The organism is Thiocapsa sp., assembly GCF_022340925.1.
Lineage (GTDB): Bacteria > Pseudomonadota > Gammaproteobacteria > Chromatiales > Chromatiaceae > Thiocapsa.
In genome coordinates this window covers 25,421-45,241 of the sequence record NZ_JAJDNA010000042.1, presented here as the reverse complement: position 1 = coordinate 45,241, position 19,821 = coordinate 25,421, and the positions used below count along the sequence as shown (strand labels likewise).

16 protein-coding genes are annotated in these 19,821 nt (G+C 66.4%); 6 read left to right on the top strand and 10 right to left on the bottom strand.

The features are described 5' to 3' along the window. Positions 1 to 356 precede the first annotated feature (356 nt). From LJE61_RS05635 to LJE61_RS05620, 4 genes are all read left to right on the top strand, one after another. Positions 357 to 1,697, top strand: coding sequence for an O-antigen ligase family protein (locus tag LJE61_RS05635; RefSeq protein WP_296913216.1), 1,341 nt, complete (start codon positions 357 to 359; stop codon positions 1,695 to 1,697). Next, the gene (locus LJE61_RS05630) at positions 1,694 to 2,731 is read left to right on the top strand and encodes a glycosyltransferase family 9 protein (RefSeq protein WP_296913219.1); all 1,038 of its coding nucleotides are present in this window, start codon (positions 1,694 to 1,696) and stop codon (positions 2,729 to 2,731) included. The genes LJE61_RS05635 and LJE61_RS05630 overlap by 4 nt, the downstream gene beginning before the upstream one ends. Further along, on the top strand, positions 2,728 to 3,807 hold the full coding sequence (locus LJE61_RS05625) for a glycosyltransferase (protein ID WP_296913325.1): 1,080 nt from the start codon (positions 2,728 to 2,730) through the stop codon (positions 3,805 to 3,807). The genes LJE61_RS05630 and LJE61_RS05625 overlap by 4 nt, the downstream gene beginning before the upstream one ends. A 185-nt stretch (positions 3,808 to 3,992) precedes the next feature. Then, entirely contained in the window at positions 3,993 to 5,069 is a 1,077-nt protein-coding gene (locus LJE61_RS05620; RefSeq protein ID WP_296913222.1) for a glycosyltransferase, read from the top strand. A 15-nt stretch (positions 5,070 to 5,084) separates the two neighbouring features. Here LJE61_RS05620 and LJE61_RS05615 read toward each other — a convergent pair whose 3' ends face one another. From LJE61_RS05615 to LJE61_RS05600, 4 genes are all read right to left on the bottom strand, one after another. After that, positions 5,085 to 6,566 (bottom strand): coiled-coil domain-containing protein, encoded by a 1,482-nt coding sequence (locus LJE61_RS05615; RefSeq protein ID WP_296917721.1) that lies wholly within the window; start codon positions 6,564 to 6,566, stop codon positions 5,085 to 5,087. Positions 6,567 to 6,678: 112 nt separating this feature from the next. Further along, entirely contained in the window at positions 6,679 to 7,617 is a 939-nt protein-coding gene (locus LJE61_RS05610) for a DUF6384 family protein (protein WP_296913228.1), read from the bottom strand. Further along, complete coding sequence (locus LJE61_RS05605) at positions 7,614 to 8,840, bottom strand: RLV_5639 family protein (RefSeq protein WP_296913231.1); 1,227 nt, start codon at positions 8,838 to 8,840, stop codon at positions 7,614 to 7,616. Before LJE61_RS05605 ends, LJE61_RS05610 begins: the two co-directional genes overlap by 4 nt. 317 nt (positions 8,841 to 9,157) lie before the next feature. Further along, entirely contained in the window at positions 9,158 to 10,696 is a 1,539-nt protein-coding gene (locus LJE61_RS05600) for a Ppx/GppA phosphatase family protein (RefSeq protein WP_296913233.1), read from the bottom strand. A gap of 311 nt (positions 10,697 to 11,007) precedes the next feature. On the opposite strand from LJE61_RS05600, the gene LJE61_RS05595 reads away from it, so the two are divergent. Then, positions 11,008 to 11,307, top strand: a complete 300-nt coding sequence (locus LJE61_RS05595; protein WP_296913235.1) for a sll1863 family stress response protein — start codon at positions 11,008 to 11,010, stop codon at positions 11,305 to 11,307. Between the two features lie 203 nt (positions 11,308 to 11,510). After that, positions 11,511 to 11,948, top strand: coding sequence for a peptidoglycan-binding protein LysM (lysM, locus tag LJE61_RS05590; protein WP_296913238.1), 438 nt, complete (start codon positions 11,511 to 11,513; stop codon positions 11,946 to 11,948). A 268-nt stretch (positions 11,949 to 12,216) separates the two neighbouring features. Here the strand turns inward: lysM and LJE61_RS05585 are convergent, their stop codons facing one another. From LJE61_RS05585 to puhE, 6 genes are all read right to left on the bottom strand, one after another. Continuing rightward, positions 12,217 to 13,071: a tellurite resistance TerB family protein gene (locus tag LJE61_RS05585; RefSeq protein WP_296913241.1), complete on the bottom strand. Its 855-nt coding sequence runs from the start codon at positions 13,069 to 13,071 to the stop codon at positions 12,217 to 12,219. 270 nt (positions 13,072 to 13,341) lie between these two features. Then, positions 13,342 to 14,784, bottom strand: coding sequence for an AMP-binding protein (locus LJE61_RS05580; RefSeq protein WP_519972663.1), 1,443 nt, complete (start codon positions 14,782 to 14,784; stop codon positions 13,342 to 13,344). Beyond that, entirely contained in the window at positions 14,762 to 15,406 is a 645-nt protein-coding gene (bchJ, locus tag LJE61_RS05575) for a bacteriochlorophyll 4-vinyl reductase (RefSeq protein ID WP_519972958.1), read from the bottom strand. The genes LJE61_RS05580 and bchJ overlap by 23 nt, the downstream gene beginning before the upstream one ends. Further along, entirely contained in the window at positions 15,367 to 16,734 is a 1,368-nt protein-coding gene (hemN, locus tag LJE61_RS05570; protein ID WP_296913250.1) for an oxygen-independent coproporphyrinogen III oxidase, read from the bottom strand. Before hemN ends, bchJ begins: the two co-directional genes overlap by 40 nt. A gap of 13 nt (positions 16,735 to 16,747) precedes the next feature. Further along, entirely contained in the window at positions 16,748 to 18,403 is a 1,656-nt protein-coding gene (gene bchE / locus LJE61_RS05565; protein ID WP_296913252.1) for a magnesium-protoporphyrin IX monomethyl ester anaerobic oxidative cyclase, read from the bottom strand. Positions 18,404 to 18,791: 388 nt separating this feature from the next. After that, complete coding sequence (gene puhE / locus LJE61_RS05560) at positions 18,792 to 19,706, bottom strand: putative photosynthetic complex assembly protein PuhE (RefSeq protein WP_296913255.1); 915 nt, start codon at positions 19,704 to 19,706, stop codon at positions 18,792 to 18,794. Positions 19,707 to 19,821 lie beyond the last annotated feature (115 nt).

Genomic DNA, 19,821 nt, shown 5'->3' with positions numbered 1-19,821 from the left:
CCGCTGCGTTGGGGAAGCGCTGAAGTCTTCGGCGCTTCCCGTCCGGGGCAGGAGGCACCCGCATGTTCGGGCACCTCGGTGTCTGAACATGGAGCCTTCCGAGCGTCGCGCCCCGCGGAAGGCGAGCTGGTGATGGCCAGGAGGGCCATTGATCAGCATCTGCTTAGGCGGCGTTCCGCGGCCCGACCCGGACCTGGCAGCAATCCTTTGCCTGCTTGGCCTGATCGCGGCTCGAGTGAGCCGGCGCCTCAGCTGCAGCCGGTCGGGCGTGCCGGGTACGACCAGGACGCCCATCCCGCGTATCATACGCGTCGCGAGTCAACCCCGAACGCCCGATTCCGCATGAGATAACAGCCTTGCCCGACCTGCCCGCCCCGCCGCTGAGCGAGGGGATCACCGACTGGTGGTCCCGCGCCGGACTCTTCGGCGTCTATGTCTTCGCCTCATTCGCGTTGCTCGGAATCACCCCGGCGACCCTCGGTCTGGTTCTTTCGGTCCTGGCCTTCCTGCTGCGCTTCAACGCCTGGGGCCGTCTCATCCGAGACCCCGTCGCCATGCTGGCGTGCGCCTTCGGGGTCTACGTCACCCTGCACAGCCTCGCCTTCTATCTCCTGGCCGCGACCCCCGACGAGGCCGCGACCGTCCTCGACCACGGGAGCGACTGGCTCAAGCTGCTGCTCTTCGTCCCGCTCGCCTACTGGATTGGGGGCCGTCACGAGCGGCTCCGCCGCGTCCTGCTGCTCGCGCTCCTGGGCTTCACGCTCGGCACCTTTCGCAAGATCGACTGGGCGACCTTCGGAGCGGACTTCTTCACGACCCGATTCGATGCGTATCTCCCTTCGATCGCCTTCGGGATGTTCGCTGGGCTGGGTGCCCTCGGCCTGCTCGCAACCCGGCGGGCATTCTGGGGCGCGGCGGAGCGCGGGCCCTGGTTCGGAGCACGGGTTGCCCTGTGGGCGGTCTGGCTGCTGATCATGCTGGAGGGGCTGCTGCTGTCGCAATCGCGCGGCTCCTGGCTCGGGTTCGTCGCGGGCACGGGGATCCTGCTGCTACTCGAATGGCGCACGCAGCCGGGGTCGGCGGCATCGGGGGATCACCCCCGGCGCCGGCTTGCGCTCCTGCTTGTCGCAGGCACGCTCGCCGGTGTCCTGATGAGCCAGTGGGAGACCATCGGGGTGCGTCTGAGCGACCAGACGGAGACGCTCCGGCAGGTGATACAGGGTGATGTCTCAGAGGTCGCCGCCGACCCGGTCGGTTTGCGTGTCAATGCGCTCCAGTTCGCCTACGAGAAATGGCTCGAACGCCCCTGGCTCGGGTGGGGCGCGGGCTCGAGCCGCGAGCTGATCGCGACGAGCGGACGGCCCGAAGCACTGTTGGACAACGTCAATTGGCTCCCGCATCTGCACAACAGCTATGCGGAGACGGCGGTGCAGCTGGGGGCCGTCGGGCTCGCCCTGGCCTTCGCGCTCCTCTGGGCCCTGGTCCGCTCGAGCCGCCGCGAATGCCGGACGGGGCGACTCCCCGCCGACATGTGCGCACTCTTCGCGGTCAGTCTGGGCTGCGTCCTCGTCTGGAACCTGTTCAACTACCGGGTGGTGCGCAGCGACTGGATGTTCTTCTGGATCCTCTTCGCCGGTGGCGCCTACAGCTTCCGTCTCGCATGGCTGATTGCGCCGCCCGGACGGGGCGACGCGTGAACATCCTTCTGGTTCGGCTCTCGGCCATCGGGGACATCGTGTTCGCCTCGCCGCTGATCGCGACCCTGCGGCGAGCCTACCCGCAGGCCCGCATCACCTGGCTGGTGCAGCCGGAGTACCGGGGCCTGCTCGACCAGCACCCGGACCTGGACGAGATCATCGTCTGCCCACTCGGCCACTGGCGCCGGCTCTGGCATACGGGCCGACTGCGCGCGCTCTGGGCTGGCATCCGCGCGCTTCAAGCCAACCTCAAGGCGCGGCGCTTCGACCTCGCGATCGACCTGCAGGGACTGCTCAAGAGCGGCGTCCTGACCTGGATTTCGGGCGCTCGCGAGCGGATCGGTCTCGGCTCTCGCGAGGGCAGCCGCTGGCTGATGACCCGCACCATCCCGCGGGGGGGCGATCCCGGGCGCATCGGCTCCGAGTATCTCTATCTGGCGCAGACCCTTGGACTTCCGGCCGGCGACTTCAGGATGGGGATTCATTTCGGCGAGGCCGAGGCGAGCTTCGCGGCTGGGGTCATCGCGGACCGGGATCTGGTCGAAGGCTACGCGGTGCTCTGCCCCTTCACCACACGTCCCCAGAAACACTGGGTCGAGGAGCGCTGGGCCGAGCTCGCGGTGCGCCTGGATCGCGAGCTCGGCCTGACGCCCGTGCTGCTCGGCGGCCCGGCAGAGCGCGATTCGGCCGCACGGATTCGCGACGCGGCCGATGGCCCGCTGGTCGACCTCACGGGCGAAACGGGCCTTGCCGAGGCCGCGGCGCTGATCGCACGCGCCGCCCTGCTGGTCGGTGTCGACACCGGCCTGGGGCATATGGGCATCGCATTCGGCACCCCGAGCCTGCTGCTGTTCGGCTCCACCCGCCCCTATCTGGACACCGACCGGGCAAACGCACGCGTGCTCTATCACCCGCTCGACTGCTCGCCCTGTAAACGTCGCCCCACCTGCGAAGGCGCCTTCACCTGTATGCACCTCGTCACGGTCGATGAGGTGCTGAACGCGGCGCGCCTGGTGATTGGGTGCACTCCTTGAAGATCCTCCATGTCGAGGGTGGTCGTCACCTGTACGGCGGCGCCTACCAGGTGCTGCATCTGCTGCGCGGACTCGCGGCGCGAGGCCATGACAACCTGCTCGCCTGCCCGGAAGGCTGCGCCCTGAGCGCGGCGGCGACGCCTTTCTCGGCCGTCCATAGCCTCCCGATGGGCGGTGACCTGGACCTGCCGATGATTATTCGCCTCAGGCGCCTTATCCAGGCGGGCCACCCCGACCTGGTCCATCTGCACAGTCGCATCGGCGCCGACGTCATGGGTGGCATCGCGGCACGTCTGAGTGGCGTACCCGTCATCCATACACGCCGGGTCGATAACCCCGAGCCACGGCCCTGGGTGGCGGTCAAGTATCGTCTCTACGATCGGGTGGTGGTCATCTCGGAGGGGATCCGCAAGGTGTTGCTCGCCGAGGGGTTGCCCGAGGCGAAGCTGAGGCTCGTGCGCAGCGCGGTCGACTGGGCCGCGTATGCGCGGCCCTGCGCGCGCCGGATGTTCTCCAACCGGCTGCGGCTGCCGGAGGAGGCGCTCGTGATCGGCGTCATCGCCCAGCTGATCCCGCGGAAGGGACACGGGGACCTGCTCGAGGCGCTCCCCCCCTTGATGCAGCGCCACCCGCGCCTGCATGCCCTGTTTTTCGGACAGGGGCCGCTTGCCGAGCCACTGCGCGAGCAGATCGCGCGGGCCGGCCTGGAGCAACGGGTTCGGCTGGTCGGTTTCCGCGACGACCTGACCGATCTGCTGGCCTGCCTGGACCTGGTGGTCCACCCGGCACGGATGGAGGGGCTCGGGGTCTCGCTGCTCCAGGCTGCGAGCGCCGGTGTACCGATCGTCGCGAGCCGCGTCGGCGGGATCCCGGAGGCGGTGCGTGACGGGGAGAACGGGTTGCTGGTGTCACCGGGCGACACGCTGGCGCTGCGCGAGGCCATCGACAGGCTGATCACCGACCCGGAGCTCCGGCACACACTGGGAGCCGGCGGACAGGCCCTGATGGCGCGCGAGTTCTCGGTCGATACAATGGTCGAGGGCAACCTCGCCGTCTATCATGAGCTGCAGGGATGACCCGCCGCCACCCCGCCGGTCAACCGTGACAGCCCGTCCGGAAAGCGGTAGGGTGAAGCAGACCCGGGTGCGGGCGCCGCGTGGCCGGAGCGATCGCTCACCCGGGTGTCCGCATGTCTCGCCGGCGAATGCGCGCGGCTGACCCCCGCCTGCTCGCGACCGCGACGCACCGATCATAGTCATCCATGTCCCAACCATCCAGCCTGCAAATGGTCGCCAGCAAGGCGCTCGGCGGCGCCGAGCGATGGGCCATCCGCTTCAGCCTCGCGCTCGCCGAGCGCCGGGTCCCCATCGAGTTGGCGATTCGCCTCGGCAGCGGTCTAGACGGTCTCGAGTACGGATCCCTCAAGGTCCATCGGCTTCCCTATCGCACGACCTGGGACCCCTTCTCCCGGGACGCCGTCGCACGCACGATCCACCGCGTCCGACCGCAGATCGTCCAGACCTACATGGGGCGCGCGACGCGGTTGACGCGCCTGGGTCGATCGAGCGGACCGGTCCATCTCGCGCGGCTCGGCGGCTACTATGCACTCGGCCCCTTTCGACACGCCCACGGCTGGATCGGCAATACCAAAGGGCTCTGCGACTGGATGATCCGCAACGGTCTTCCGGCGGAGCGGGTCTACCACATCTACAACTTCGCCGACCCGATGCGCACGGTTGCGGGGGACCGCGTGCGCGAGCTCCGCGCCGCGCATGCGATCCCGGAGGATGCCTGGGTCCTGGTCGCACTGGGCCGTCTCGTGGGGTTCAAGGGACACACCCACCTGATCGAGGCCATGGCGCGCCTGCCGGAGCGCATCGGCGGCAGGTCGCTGCGCCTGCTGATCGTCGGCGACGGCCCCTTGGGTCCGAGCCTCCAGAGGCAGGCGATCCAGGTCGGTCAGGATCGGCGCATTCTCTGGAGCGGATGGCAGAAGGACCCCGCACCCTATCTTCAGATGGCGGACCTGGTGGTCTTCCCGTCGCTGGACGAGGAGCCGTTGGGCAATGTCATCCTCGAGGCCTGGGCCTGGCAGAAGCCCCTGGTGACGGCGCAGTTCCGCGGGGCCCGCGAGATCGTGCGCCACGCCGAGGACGCCTGGACAGTCCCCTGCGCGGATGCGCCCGGGCTTGCCTTCGGGATCCGCACGGTGCTGGAAGATCCCGCGCTGGCGCAGAGCCTGGCGGCCCACGGGCAGACTCGGGTCGAGCGAGAGTTCAGCCCGGATGTGATCCTCGGCCAATACCTCGAGCTTTACCGCAGGCTCAGCGGAGGATAGGGGTCGAGTCGGGGCTCAGAAGCCGCCCCCGGTGCGAAAACCGCCGCCGCTGCTGCCCCGGCCTCCGCCTAAGCGCCCGCCCCCGATACCGCCTCGGGCGCCGCCGCGACCGAAGCCGCCGACGATGTCGCCCAGGTCCCGGAGGTCGCCGATCCCACCGCCCCAAACCGTTCCGCGGCCGAATCCGCCGGAGCCGAAACGCGGGTCGGATCGCTCCGGCCGGTAGCGTTGCTGCTCTTGCAGGATGCGCCAGAGGTTCTGGCGGTCCAGGACACCGTTCAAGAACTGCCCCAGCATCATGGCGATCATCGCGTCGTCCCCAAAGGTGGAGCCGGCACGATCGTAACGGTTGCGTTTGAAGTCGATCCGCAGGGCCTCGAGCTCATTGAGACGACGGTGGTGCTGGGCGAGCGACTCCCTCAAACCTTGCAGAGCGGAATCGAATCGGCGGCGCTCGTCCTCGCGCTGCAAGAGGCGTGCGACGACCAGGTCGTCTTCAGGGAAGGGGGTCACCAGCGCCTCCCGGCGCAGCTCCATCAGGTCGTCGCGTTGGAATTCAGCGGCCAGGAACTCCAGGGCGTTCTTGGTGTGCTTATCCTCACCCCTCGCAAACAACGCCTTGCGCGCCTGCAACTCTTGGTGGTCCGCCTCGGCTTGGGCGATGCGCTGATCGACGGCATCGAGCTTGGCCTGCTGATCGGCGAGCCGTGCATCGAGGGCCGGGATACCATCCTCGATCCGGGCGGTCTCGTCCAACGATTTCAGCGCCCCAAACTCGGATTCGGCCGCCGCCTTGAGCCCGGCGGCGTGCTCGCGCAGGCGCTCAGGAATCTCGTTGAGACGCGCGTAGTTGGCGCGGGCGTCGGTGAAGCCGATCAGACGGGCGACCTTCGCGTCCAGCCATCGGGTCAGAAACCAGCCCTTGTAATCGGGTTGACCGAATCGGCGATTCCACAGATACATGAAGAGCGGATCGGCCCGGTAGGAGGCACCCTTTTCCTCGCGCTCTGCCTCACTGCGCGTGGCCTTTTCGTCCGCGTGCGCCGCCTTGCGCTCGGCCGCCCGGGCACGCTCGCGCTGAGCCTGATAGGCCGGCTCGGCGTCCAGACGGGCCTGGGTCCGGGCCTCGGCGGAGTCCACCGCCTGGGCCGCGCCGTCAACCAGGGCGGCCTGGGCGGCGCGCTCGGACTCGAGGGTCTGAAGCCCGGCTTCCGCACGCTGGATCTGCTCTTGGAGATCGGTCAGCGCCGCCTGGCGTTGCGCGAGAAGCGCCAACACCTGTCGCTCCGACTGGTCCAGGTGCTCGACAAGGTTCGTGTCGACGAGTTGGCCCAATCGCAGCCGCGCAAGCTCCTTATAGTCTTCGGCCTGCGCCTGGCGCTGCTGCGCCAGTTTTTGGTTGACCGCCTCGATCTGTGACTCGACTGCAGCAGCGGTGTCGCGGGCGCGGGTCACTGCCTGATCGATGCTGGCCAGGGTCTGTCTGCCGGAAATCATTCGCTATCTCCGTCGCGGTCCGGGTCTGCAGTCGCCGGCGCGCAGTGAGCGACCCGCCGGTTCACGTCGCATCCGCACCGCGATATATCTTGGCTTCGCCGGCGACCGGAGGTCACCACCGGGTGATGGCCCCACCCGTGGTTTCGATCTCGTAGCGCGGCACCAGCTCGCCGCGGGCCTTGTACCCGAAGCGGTCGCGCTCGATGATGCCGTCGTCCTGTTTGTCTCGGGCGACCGCCTGGAAGGTGGCTTCATCCACCCGCAGCCCCCAGATGTCGACGGTCTCGGTCTCTCGCGTCTCCTCGTTCTGAATCGGCAACCTGAGCACCCGCCCCGTCGGATCCACCGCTTCGACCATGATGTAGTAATTGCGCGCCTCGGCGTTGAGATCCGGGATGCGCCAGACGCCGCTCCGCTCACCCGGGCGGTTGGCGATCCGCACCGTATATTCCTGCTCCAGGCTGACCCGGGCCGCCTCCAATTGGTCGAGCGCCAGGCGTGCCCCCTTTTTGTCCTCGTTGCGCAGTGCGGTCCGCCCGGCATTGAAAAAACGGTCCAGGGTCTCACGGGCTTGGTCGGTCTTGGCGAGTGCCGCCACCTCCGCGTGGGTCTGGGCCAGCTGTTCCGGCAGCGCCGCCTCCGGGGCGACGAAGGCAACATAGTTGACCGCCCCGGCGAGCACCCCCGCACCGGCGATGCCACCGACCCATTTTCCCCAAGCTCCCCGCCCGATATAGATCCGGGCGAGCCGGGTTCCGAGTGAGCTCGGCGGCGGCTGGTAGGTGAAGCGACCCTCCTTGAGGGCCGCCACCCCTTGCTCGATCACGTGATCAGGCACCTCGATTCCCTGAGCCGCATAGATCTTGCGGAGGCGCTCCTTGAGGTCCTCCTCGCGCCCCACCTCATCCAGCTCCTTCGCGACCATGCGCTCGCGGCGTCTGAGGGTGTCCACCACGTCCATCGCGAGCATCACGTCGTCGAGCGGCTGGGAGCCAACCGCGCTGGCGGCTGCGGTTGCCGTCCCGGTCTCAATGGCCGTCTCCGCACTCATGACTGCACTTGCAGCTCGAGGCCCTTGCCCTCCTCGGCGAGGCGCGCGAGCTTGCGCTTGCCGTCCTCGACCGCGTCGCGGATCTCATTGGCGTTCCGGGTGCTTTGCTGGCGCATCTCCTCGATGATCTCGTGGGATTTGGTCTGCCAGCTGACCACGGAATCGACGAGCTTCTTGACCGAGTCGGCCCGAATGGTCGGCCCGTAGCCGGCCCTGACCGCCGCCTCTTGGACCTTGCCGCCGATATCCGCCAGGACCTCCAGTGACTCGCTGACGCCCTCCTTCATCGACTCAACCGTCTGGGTGCCCTCGTGGAGGCCGAACATGCCGGTGAAGGATGCGGAGAGTGCCGTGAGGACCACCTCGTTGGTGCTGAAAAAGCTCACCGCTTGTGCGTAGACCCGCTCCTTGGCATTGGTCGTCTGCAGGAGGCGCGCCATCACCACCTCGGAGGTGTTATAGGACACGGTCAGGTTGTCGGACAGATCCTTTGCGATCTGGTAACGTTTTTCCTCCATTTGGAGGTCCCGGACCTTCTCGTCCCGCGCCAGCTCGAGGCGGGCGCGCTCCGCCGGCTCCTGGGACACATTGGCCTCGACGAGCTTCATCGCCTCGTCGACGGCTGCCTTCGCCGCATCCAGGCGCGCCTGGGCGGTGCCGAGCACTTCGAGGGCCAGCACCTCCGACTGTTTCAGGGCGCCGCGGAAGTCCTGATAGGACTCCAAGATCTTCTGCTCCCTTTGAATCTGATCGTTGGTCGCAGCGGTCACATCCAGATAGGTGTCCTTGATCTTGTCGAAACGGGTCGCGATGTCGCCGCGGGTGACCTTCATCCAGACGTTGCCAAGGCGCTCGAAGGTGTCGAGCTTGCCGTCCTCGATCTGATCCACCATGGTCTTGGCGTCGTCGCGGATGCTGTTGAATGCGTTGGTGATGTCTTCATAGCGCTCGCCGATCTCCATGGCCTGGACCTGCTGCCGCACGACATCGTTGAACAGCGATGCCTGGTTCAGGGTGCGGGCGATCGCGGTCACGCGGGCCTCGTCCAGTGTGGAGATCTGATTCAACAGCGCAACGATGGGCTCCACCTCCCGATCACCCTCCGCGGGGAGCAAGCCCAGGTCGTGCAGGCTGTCCATCGCCTTCTCCAGGTATTTCATGGGTGTCGCGATGGCGGTGGCATTGGCAGTCGCTTCGGCAGCAGTGGTGTCGGTGATGCTCATAGTATCCTCCCGTAGGCCGGTCGCGGCCCGGCCGGCCTGGCATTGACGTCTTATTGATGATAAGCCGCGGCGATCGGGGCCGCGGGGCACTCTTAATAGCGCTGTTTCGTTACGAAAAGCCGATCAGACAAGTCCGACGGTGGCCCTCGACGTCGCGGTCGTGCCCCCCAAGCAGGGCGCACCCGAGCACGCGACCGTCGACTTGCGGTCATCGTGATCGACCACCGCGCCGGAGTGAGAGCGCCCGCAACGACCGGCGGCCGTTGGGTGCCGCAACGGGCCTGGAATCGCCACCGGCGTTGCCCCGCTGGCGGATCTTAGACCGAAAACCGCTCGATCAACACCCCGTGACGAAGTCCCCGGTCACTGACCGAGAGTCGGTCTTTTCCAAGCTTGTCCATGAGGGTCAGAACAACCAGTGCGCCCGCAAGGATGATTGACTCGCGCCCTGGCTGGAGCCCATGGATCCTGCGGCGGTCGTGGCCATCGACCCCCGCATAGAGCGCAATCTGGCGCTCGACCTCCTCACGGGTCAGGATTGCCCCCTGGACACGGTCGGGGTCGTACCGGGTCATGCCGAGGCTCACGCAGGCCAGATTCGTGACCGCCCCGCCCATACCCACGAGCATGTCGGGCGGCGGCTCTCCGTCGAGCCGATCGAGATCTCCGGCGATGACTGCGAGCGCCGCGCCCAGGGTCTCTCTTGGCGCGGCCCGATCCAAAGCGAACTGCTCGGTCAGCCGCACGGCCCCGACGTCCAGGCTGAAACGCGCGCGGATACGGCCGCCTTGACCGATGGTGACCTGGGTACTCCCCCCGCCCGTCTCGAACACGGTGACTGCACCATCCGGCAGTCCCACGCCCGCCTCCACGGCAAGATAGGCAAGCCGCGCCTCCGTCTCTCCGTCGATGACCTCGATCCCGACCCCGCAGCGCTCGCGCACGGCGGCGATGAAGGCATCGCTGTTGCGGGCGATGCGCAGGCCCATGGTCCCCAGGGCCACCACAGCGTCCGCTCCCTCGCGACCCGCCTCGGCCACCATGGCGCAGATGGCCTCCAAGGTGCGCCGCTGAGCCTGGGGGGTGATCTCCCCCGTCTCGCGCAGTCCCTCGCCGAGTCGGGTGACTTCCGCCCGGTCGAGCACCCGTTGCCAATGCCCCGCCCCGTCGCGCTCCCCGATGTGAAACTTGACCGAGTTGGTGCCCACGTCGATGACCGCGACCCGCAGCGTCCCACCTCCCGCGGCGACGGGGTCCGGACCCAGTCCGACCAAGCCCCTGAGTGCCCGGGGGTAGCTCAGATTCGGAGCCGCGGTGAGCCCCAGCTCAGTTACGGCCGCGATGACGGCAGCAGGATCTGCCGACTCCACCGCGAGCGTCCAGATCGTCCGGCCGTTCGCGGCGACGTTTGTGAGCTCCACGATCCCGCCAGAGACCTGATAGCGCGTCCGGGCCTTGTGGACGGGCACGGCCCGCAGACTCGGCTCCGGGTCGACCAACTCCTCGAGGAGCTCCTCGAGGGTGTAGCGGGGGCGAGTGAGTGCGGGCGCCGCGAGCCCCAGGGCGGCGAAGACCCGGACGACCGTCTCCGCTGAGAGCGGGAAACTGGCCTTCAGGAGCGGGCGCCACTGCTCCAGGCCATCGGCGTCGGTCTGCTCCAGCCCCTTGATCTCCACAAGCCCGCCCCGGACCTTGACGTTGGCGTCACCCAAGGCGGACAGCAGATAGATCTCGTCGCTCGCCTGCACCTCCGACGCAGGGCCGCCACCGCGGGCGAGCAGGCTGAGCCTGGACCCGGCCGTACCCAGATCGGCGCCGAAGGTGCGCCACTCCCAACGGGGGATCAGGGTGCTCATAAGGCGGTCTCCAGGTTCAGTCGGACGCGCGCGCGGGTCATCGGGCGAAGGGATGTTCGGCGGCCGGGCAGGTCTCGATCTGCCGAACGCCGCCCATGGATCGGCCCTGGTCGACGCCGCACGATCGACCGCATGCGCCGTCCGCCTCGACCACATCCGTCGGGCAAGCACCCGAGGCCGGGGTTGGGGGCAGCGCCGCAACAGCGGACGCGGCCAGGTAGACCGAATGCCGACCTTGGGACGATAATACCGCGCCGGCCGGGGCCGGCGTCTTGTTCGAGAGCGTCCGTTGATTATAGAGGACCCGTGCCATGCCAACGAAAGACGAGTATCTGGCGAAGTTGAAGGCTCAGCTCGATGAGTGGGAGTCCGACCTGGCCCACCTGCGCGACAAGGCGGGTGAGGTGTCAGAAGACGCGAGGGAGTCAGTCGATGAGCAGATCGCCGCGCTGAAGGCCAAGTGGGAGGAGGGCGCCGCGCGCCGCCAGGAAATCCTGGATGCCGCCGACGACAAGTGGGAGACCATCAAGGACGAGGCGGAGGAGAAGTGGGCGGAGCTGAAGGTCGGCGTCAAAGACTCCATTGACCGCATCAAGTCCATGTTTAGTTGAGACTTCGCCCGCCCTCAGCACACTCAATGGAGGCTCGCAAGGGCGCAGGGACGTGTTCTTGCGGCACCATCGCCTATACGCCGACGCCCGACCCGATGGAACCGTCTTCGCCAGCCATGGCTATTTGCCTCGACCCTGTGTAAGGCTTCGCCGAAGACCATCCAACGGAGCGGCCACGGCCTGCAAGCACACCGGAGAACACCATGGGACTCTTCGATTTCGCCAAAGACATCGGCAAGAAACTGTTCGGCAATGACGCCGAGGCCAGCGACAAGATCAAGGAAGAGATCGAGCGGGACAACCCGGGAATCAGCGGTCTGAATGTCAGCTACGAGGACGGCGTGGTCTCGCTCAGCGGTGATGCAGACAGCCCGGATGCCTTGGAGAAGGCGGTCCTCCTGGCCGGTAACGTGAAGGGGGTGGGGGAGGTCAAGGCCGACCAGGTCACGGCACCTCCGCAGACCGCGGAGGTGGAATACTATGTCATCGAGAAGGGCGACACCCTTTCGGCGATCGCCAAGCGCTTCTATGGAGACGCCAACGCCTATCCCCGCGTCTTCGAGGCCAATCGAGAGGTCATCAAGGACGCGGACCTGATCTTCCCCGGCCAGAAGATCCGTATCCCCAAATCGGCTGGCTAGGAGCCTGTCGGACGTGAGCGATCGTCGCGAGCCGAGTGGGGGAGCGAGGACAGATTCGACCGAAGTTGAGGCGCATCGTGGGTCTATGTCAACGAGACATCGGGCGGATATGGCCCGCTCTCCCGCCGGCGCAGTAGATCGGCCTCGAGTCAGACAGGCTCCCAGGTCGTGCGCCCTGCGGGCGGCACGCCGCCGCCCGCATCCGTCCGCCCCAATCGGTGGCTTTCGAGTCGGCCCTCAACCGACCCGGCGTCCACCGGATGTGACATCAGGCAACCCCGACCGTAGTGTGCAGGAACGAGACGACCTGCGGATTCAACCCGAGCTTATCCGCAAGGTCCGCCATGTAGCGCTTCTCGGCATCCGTGTCGAGGTTGATCGCCATCAGCGAGGCGGTGTAGATCTGCGCCGCGACCTGCTGATTGGGGACGGCTCTGACCAGGCTGTCGAGGTCGAGCGGCCTTTGCATCTCCTTGGCCACGAAACGCTGCTCCTCCTCCGAGATCCCGCCCTCGCCGAGCTTGCCGATCAGACGCTGTGTCTCCTCCTCATCCACCCGCCCATCGGCCTTGGCGGCACTGATCATGGCCTTGATGGTCAGGGTGGCCACGTCCATCAACTGCTGTTCTTCCGCAGGCGTCTGGGGCGGGCGCACACCGGCGAGTACGGCCGCCTGATCATCCAACTGGATCTTCGGAAGGCTGCCGGCTTGGGCCTGCTGACCCCCGCCAAGCATGCCCTTGGCCATCTCGAGTGCCTGGGCGGCCAACATGCCGAAGAGGGCCATGGAGCCTGCTCCCGCGCCCGCATTGCCAACGGCTGGCTTGCTGCCGCCGAGCACCGCCCCGGCCAACTGCTTGAGAATGTCCACCGGCAAGCCACCGCCACCCCCAGAGCCCGGCCCCATCCCCTGGCCCAGACCGGGGGACGGCGTCCCGCCCTGACCGCCGCCAAGCATCGAGCCGGCCATCTTGGTGAGCATGTCGAGCATGCCGGCCCCCTGGGGTCCTGCGGACGGCGCGCCTCCCCCCATCATCTGACCGAGAATGTTGCCCATTCGGTTGCCCGAGGTTGGGGACGCGCCGGTCTGCATCAAAGCACCTAGAAGATCGAATGGGTTCATCTGCCTGCCTCCGGTTGTTTGACCTGTTGGCCGTTCATGAGCGGGCGAAGCCGTGCCGCGGAGCAACCCCTCGCCGAGGCTGCCCGGGCGCCCACCGCAGGAGCCGATGGTACAGGTCGACGCGGCGCTCGGATAGAGCCGCAGCAGCTGACCAGCCGCCCCCCGGCGGACGCCTGACCGGACGTTGCGGCCCGGCTTCACCGGACGGTCACCCGCAAGCACCCATGGACAGGTCATGCCGGTGGGGCGCCGGGCACGCCGACGCGGCACTCAGGTGAGCAAGGCCGCCTGCGCCAGGACGTGAATCGCCCCACGGTCGTGCTTCCCGGAATCGAGAAGGGGGAGCTCGGGGACGCGTCTGAAGGCCCTCGGGCGATCGGCGCCCGAAAAGGTCTGCTCACACCAGCCCCGGAGCGATGACTCATCCAGGGCACCGCAGTAGACCGCGACGAGGCGATGGCCCCAAATCGGGTCTTCGAGCCCTACCACCGCGACGTCCGAGACCCCCGGAGCGGCGCCCAGCAGCGCCTCGACCCGGGCAACGGAGACGTTGCTGCCACCGATCACCAGGACATCGTCGTGACGTCCGATGACCTTCAGCACCCCGTCCTCTCCCACCCTTCCAAGGTCGTCGGTCTCCAGCCAACCGTTCACGAGCCCCTGGCCAAGGATCCGTTGCGGATTGGCATAGCCGGCCATCACGATGGGTCCACGGAACCGCAGGCGGCCAACGCCGTCAACAACCCCGACACCCTCGGCTTGGACACCCGGGAGGAGAGGACCGACCACACCGCCTCTCGGGATCCGTTCGATCGCCTGTGGGGAGGTGGCGAGCTGGGACGCCGCCTCGGTCATCCCATAGGTGAGAAAGAGCGGCCATCCCGCGGCGAGCGCGCGCTCGGCCAACGCCGGACCCAGCGCCTGGCCGCCCACCAGGACGACGCGTAACGTCGGCGGAGGCGAGGCCCCCTCCGCCAGCAGCCGATCCAGCATCGGCGGCACCAGGGAGACATGGGTCACGGAATGTCTACGCAGGTCGTCCGCAACCACCGCGGCATCGAAACGCTCATGGAGCACCAGGGTTGCGCCCGCGAGTGCACAGCGATAAAGGATCGCGAGCCCCCCGATGTGGCTCAATCGAAGGCAGCAGAGCCACACATCGCCGGCCCCGAGACCCACGCGGCCGTTCACGCTTGCGGCGGAGGCAGCCAGGTTGCTCGGGGTCAGCATCACGACCTTGGGTGCCCCGCTGCTGCCGCTGGTCCGGACCAGGAGGGCCAGCGGCGGATCTCCGGGCGGTGGGGGCACCGGTCGCCGGCCGGTACTGATCAGCTTTTCGGACACGGCACACCAACGCCACTCGGTACCCGTGGCGGCGGCCAGGGCCGACAGCGCGCCGCCACTCAGTCCGGCGCGATAGGGAAACAGCGCCGCGCCGAGCCGCGCCAGAGCGCGGGCCATCAGCACAACCTCCGGGGTTGGCGTATCGGGGCAAAGCACGGCCTGTCCGGGCTCCACGCCCTGCCGCTGCAACGCCGAGGCACGCGCGAACGCGCGATCGGCGAACACCGCGGGACCCCATCGACGCCGACCGGCGACGACGGTCGGACCGGGTCTGAAGAGGTCACGGCGGCGCGGGGCACCATGCGCGTGACCGGCTGGGACCGGATCGACGGCGGGTCGAGCAGCGCTACCAGCGGACCTCGAACACACAGGACTCGGCGCCGTTGGCTTGGCAGGCGATCTCGCTGACGCGGGCACGCGGATGAACAAGCCGGGAGAACAATCGCTCAAAGCTCCCGGCATAAAAATCACAGAGCGGCTGATCGGCCCGCGCATCACCGCAGATCGGGCCGTCGGTTACCAACAGCCGGGTCGGGTTGCCCGGCTGACCGTCGAAGGCGCCACTCCCAGCAAAGGTCCAGGCATTACGGCGAATGGCCGCAATCAGCAGCCGGCTCGCCAAGCGGGCGGGCAGGATCGAAAGCAGACGCTGGACCGGGCGCGGTATCCGGTGTGCAAGCAGATAATCCCCGGTGCGCAGCCCAGCGTCGAACGACACACGGCGCGCCTCGCCGATACCGAGATGCGTGCGCAGACTTGTCTGCAAGCGCGTCACCTCGCCCTCGTCGACCATCTGCTCAGGCAGCTGATCCAGATAGCGGCCTAAACCGGCCGCCTGGAACACCTGGGCCACCGCGTCCTGGCCGCGATCCCGCTCCAAGGCCTCGGCGATACGGATGACGGCATTGGGCCCAACACGCGCGCTGACGGGCCCGGTGCCCGCGGACCCGCTCAAGACCCAGCCGTCGCCCGCCATTGGGTGCTGCCCCAATCGACGGAGGCGTCCTGCTCGACGCACAAGCCATGCAGGAGATAGCGACCTTCTGGCGTCACGCGGACACCGTCATCCGTCACTTCGAGCAGGCCGTAACCGGCATTGCGGCAGAGGCTCTCATACTCGCTTTCGAGCCCCTGCGCGGAGGTGGCAGGCAGCTCCAGGTTACACATGAGGTAGAGGATGGCCTCGCGACGCCGCCGATCGCGCTCGCTTAAGCGAAGGCCCCAGGCCACCGGCAGAATGCCGTCAACGACGGAGCGCTGCCAAGCCTTGAGGTCGGGTTGGTTCTGCACGAGTGTCCCGCACACCTCTCCGATCCCGCTTGGGCCAAACGCGAGCACCTGTCTTGCAGGCATGGGCGTATAGCCGATCGCATTGCGGTACAAGCGTCGCTCGTCCTGGGCGCTGGTCAGCTCATCGGTTTCCCGCGCGAACACGTCTAGGCCGACCCAACGGTAACCCGCTGCCGAAAATGACTGAACCGCCTGATGGAACAGCGCAAGCTTTTTGGTGGCGGAAGGAAGGTGGTCCGCGCTGATCGCATGCTGGTGCGGACGGCTCGCCGGGTCATGCGCATAGCTGAAGCAGGCGATTCGATCGGGGCCAAGCGCCACGATCTGATCGAGGGTCGCCTGGAAGCTCCCGGCGGTCTGGAAAGGCAGACCGTAGACAAGGTCGAGGTTGATGGTCTCGAACCCGGTCTCCCTCGCGGTCAGGAAGACGTCGCGGACCATATCCAACGACTGCACCCGGCCAATGGCTCTTTGTACGTCCGCGTTGAGATCCTGCACACCGAAGCTGATCCGCCGGAATCCGAGCCCGTAGAGGAGATCGAGCTGACCCGCCGAGGTGCGACGTGGATTGCATTCGATCGAGGTGCAGGCCTGGTCCGAGAGGGAAAAGTGCCGCTCGACGATCTCCATCAAGCGCGCGAGCTGAGGCTCGTTGAGGTGATTCGGCGTACCCCCACCGACGTGGAGCTGAGCGACCGACCTTCCCCGCCCGAGCACGTCGGTGACCAGCGCCATCTCGCGATCCAACGCATCCAGGTACTGGTCGACCTTCTCCTCACTGTGCGTGATGGTGGTGTTGCAGGCACAATAGAGACAGCGCACGTGGCAGAAGGGCACGTGCACGTAGACAGCCAAAGGCTCTTGCGGACGCGAGCTCAGCCCGACGAGTGCTTCCTTGTAATGGGCATCACAAAAGGCCGCATCGCCGGCCAGCCGCGAGGTGGGCAACGCGCACCCCAGCGGCGGGGGCAGCTGCGCGAATCGATCGAGCAGCTCGAGCGGCAGACTGGAAGGCAATCGAGGCGCCATGTCTTCGACCCGCTTAATCAGGTTGGACTGCTGTCATTTTGGGCTTCGAGACCGCCGCGCTGATCGGCAGATCAGATTCGCTAACCTGCAGCTCATCCGGTGCACCGCAGGCGACGATCTTGACCGGGGTACCCTTGAAATTCATATCTGCGGCGAGGTCGGGGCGATCGCGCTTCAATTGCGCGATCTCTTCGACGGTCAGGACCTTTGACGCGTCGAAACCCAGATCCACCTCGGCGGACATGCCCTTCATCTTGAGCCGCTCCAGGTCGTAGAACTTTTTGGACGCGGTCGTCTTCGCGAAGGCCTTCAGGCAGCCGAGCATGTAACGTCGGCGGAACTTATCTTTGATCCAGGGATACTCGAAGAAGCTCTTGCGCATGTAAAAACGCGCGTAGTTCTTCAGCACGCCCTTCAGCACCTGCTCTCGAGTCATCGCCTCGGGCTTCATGATGGGCGTCACGAAATTGTACTTGGAGTAGTCGCGCACCTCTACCCTGTCGCCGAGTTCCTCGAAGAGCTCGGCGAACGGCCAGGGCGTGTACATGTTCCAGTTCGCCATGTCGGGTTTCCAGTCCTGGGCGAGCTGGTAGGTCTCCTCGATGGTCTCAGGCGTCTCGTTCTCGAGACCCATGATGAACTGGACCTCCGCCACGATCCCGGCTTTCTGCAGGAGCTGGACGGCAAGCTTGTTTTGCTCGACGGTTGTCTGTTTGCGGAAGGTGTCGAGGTTCAACTGGGAGACCGCCTCGGTCCCGAGCGAGACATGGACCAGACCGGCCTTGCGATACAAGGGCAAGAGCTCACGGTCACGCATGATGTCGGTCACGCGGGTGTTGATGCCCCAGTAGAGCGGAAGATTCCGTTTGATCAACTCCTCACAGAGAGCGACGAACTTCTTCTGGAAGATCGTGGGCTCCTCGTCCGCGAGGATCATGAAGCCGACGTTGTAGTCCCGTACCAAGGTCTCGATCTCGTCCACAAACTTCTTTGGGTCACGGTGTCGATACTTGCGCCAGAACTTCCACTGTGAGCAGAACCGGCAGGTAAAGGGGCAGCCGCGCGCGAAGTTGGGTACGGCGACCCGGCAGTTAAGCGGTGTGTAGATGTATTTGTCCCAGTCAAGCAAGGACCAGTCGGGCGTCAAGGTGTCGAGGTCTTCGATCACCGGACGGGCGGGGGTCGCGACGACCTGACCGTCGTCGTCGATGTAGGCGATCCCCCAGATGCGCTTGCGGTCCTTGAGGTGTGTGCCCTCCTCGATCGACTTCAGCAGCGCGACCGCGATCTCCTCCCCCTCGCCTCTCACGATGTAGTCGATCCAGGGTGCCTCGCTGAAGACCTGGGTGTACATGAAGGTCGCATGAATGCCGCCCAGGACGGTGACCACATCGGGCAGCTCTTCCTTCGCGATCTGGAGCGTGGTCTGCGCCTTATAGATCTGAGGGGTGATGGCGGTCGCGAGGACGACATCCGGTTTGTTGACCCGAATGATCTCGCGCAGCTTGTCGTCGGAGAAGTCATAGGTCATGGCATCGACGAACCGCACATTCGTCATACCTGCATGCTTGAGGGCGCCGCCGATATATGCCACCCAACCAGGCGGCCAGTTTCCCGCGATCTCCGCACCACCGCAATGATAGTTTGGCTGGATCATCAATATTCGCATGAGAATTCCTCAAGAACGGGTCAAACGCGAAGCCGACCAGGCCAGCGCAGCCGCTTCTGTCTGATCATGAGTGAGACCGGGTCAATCCCGACATCGGCTCTCAGCATCCGGCTAGCCGGTTGCACCCTTGCGCCGAGCCGCTGTCCTGCAGCCTCAAGCTCGCTCATTCGGGAGTCGGGTGGATCGTCGCGCCATCAACCCGCGCACACTTCCCTGCACGGTAGCTGATTCCTGAGCAACTCGATATGATTCGAGTCAAGGCGGGTATCGATTTCGAGCCGGTCCTGTCGCGCGCTGCCCCGCAGTGCCAATCCCGGCATCAAGCCTAGTCCAGCATCGCGACCGAATCAAAGGCCAGACCGTCAAGCGGCCGCTTCGCGGTCGGGCGTCAACCGCCAGGGACCGACCCGACCCGATTCCCCGGTCCGGACTCACGCATGCGAGCGGTCTTCGATATTGCCCGGAAGGCGGCCCTTTGCCGCAGCGCAATCGTCTTCTGCCCCAGCGTCTCGGGAACGGAAGTCTCCGGGTCGTTGCCCGCCTCGCTGTCGCGAGGCGGCAGCGCCCAGGCCCACAGGGCCTCATCGGGAAGTGGAAGCACCAGCAACCAATGCTCGAGGATGCCGAGGGCCAAGAGGGTTGCAGCCAGGATCAGACCCACGGACGAAAAATCGCGCGCGTCCGGACCCAACGCCTGGGACGCCAGCAGCACTACGATGACCGTCGGCAGTGTCACGGAAACCGGGAACAAGAGGTTCATGCTGCGTTTCGGCATATACGTCTTGAGATAGGCGAGGTGATCCGGCAGCCAGTCGTTGAGGTTGGGAACGCCGAGGAACAGGTTCAGCTTGGCACTCCAGCGCATCAGCCAGAGTATCACGAAGGCCCAAGCGCCAACCTGATTGGGTTCACCCCAGGAGATCAGGACGAGGAAGCCGGCCGCCGCGAGCACGGCCAGCTCATGGTAGAGACTCGTCAGGATCGCCAGGCCGAAGCGTCTCCAACCCGAGCAACCCTGGGGACACGGTGTCTTGCGCGGACCAGTGACGAACCCGGTGAAGTAGCTCATCTCCAAGACGCCCCAGACCGTGACGCCCGAGGTGAAGGCAACATAGGCCGCGATCAGTGATGTGGACGTGCTGCTGACGACCAGCGCGAACAGGGCGACAGCCAAGACTGCGGCGCCGCCCAACATCGTCCATCCAAAGGTCCGCCCCGGGAGATTATCCAGATAGAGCACGAGCCCGGTGCTGAACCACCAGAGTCCGAGCGCATACAGGACAGGGAAACCGTATTCGAGCATGAATTGCGCCCTATTCTCTGGCCGATGCCGGCCGGCAGGCGGCGACCCCCAGTGAGACGGCGTTGATCGGTCGTTCGCGGCCGAGGCCGGCGGGCGGGTGGCGGACCGGGGACCC

Excerpts from the sequence above, each read along its gene's own strand:
- LJE61_RS05600 (WP_296913233.1), bottom strand. The coding sequence starts at position 10,696 with ATGAGCACCCTGATCCCCCGTTGGGAGTGGCGCACCTTCGGCGCCGAT.
- lysM (WP_296913238.1), top strand. The coding sequence starts at position 11,511 with ATGGGACTCTTCGATTTCGCCAAAGACATCGGCAAGAAACTGTTCGGC.
- LJE61_RS05585 (WP_296913241.1), bottom strand. The coding sequence starts at position 13,071 with ATGAACCCATTCGATCTTCTAGGTGCTTTGATGCAGACCGGCGCGTCC.
- LJE61_RS05595 (WP_296913235.1), top strand. The coding sequence starts at position 11,008 with ATGCCAACGAAAGACGAGTATCTGGCGAAGTTGAAGGCTCAGCTCGAT.
- hemN (WP_296913250.1), bottom strand. The coding sequence starts at position 16,734 with ATGGCGCCTCGATTGCCTTCCAGTCTGCCGCTCGAGCTGCTCGATCGA.
- LJE61_RS05610 (WP_296913228.1), bottom strand. The coding sequence starts at position 7,617 with ATGAGTGCGGAGACGGCCATTGAGACCGGGACGGCAACCGCAGCCGCC.
- LJE61_RS05615 (WP_296917721.1), bottom strand. The coding sequence starts at position 6,566 with ATGATTTCCGGCAGACAGACCCTGGCCAGCATCGATCAGGCAGTGACC.
- puhE (WP_296913255.1), bottom strand. The coding sequence starts at position 19,706 with ATGCTCGAATACGGTTTCCCTGTCCTGTATGCGCTCGGACTCTGGTGG.
- LJE61_RS05620 (WP_296913222.1), top strand. The coding sequence starts at position 3,993 with ATGTCCCAACCATCCAGCCTGCAAATGGTCGCCAGCAAGGCGCTCGGC.
- bchE (WP_296913252.1), bottom strand. The coding sequence starts at position 18,403 with ATGCGAATATTGATGATCCAGCCAAACTATCATTGCGGTGGTGCGGAG.
- LJE61_RS05605 (WP_296913231.1), bottom strand. The coding sequence starts at position 8,840 with ATGAGCATCACCGACACCACTGCTGCCGAAGCGACTGCCAATGCCACC.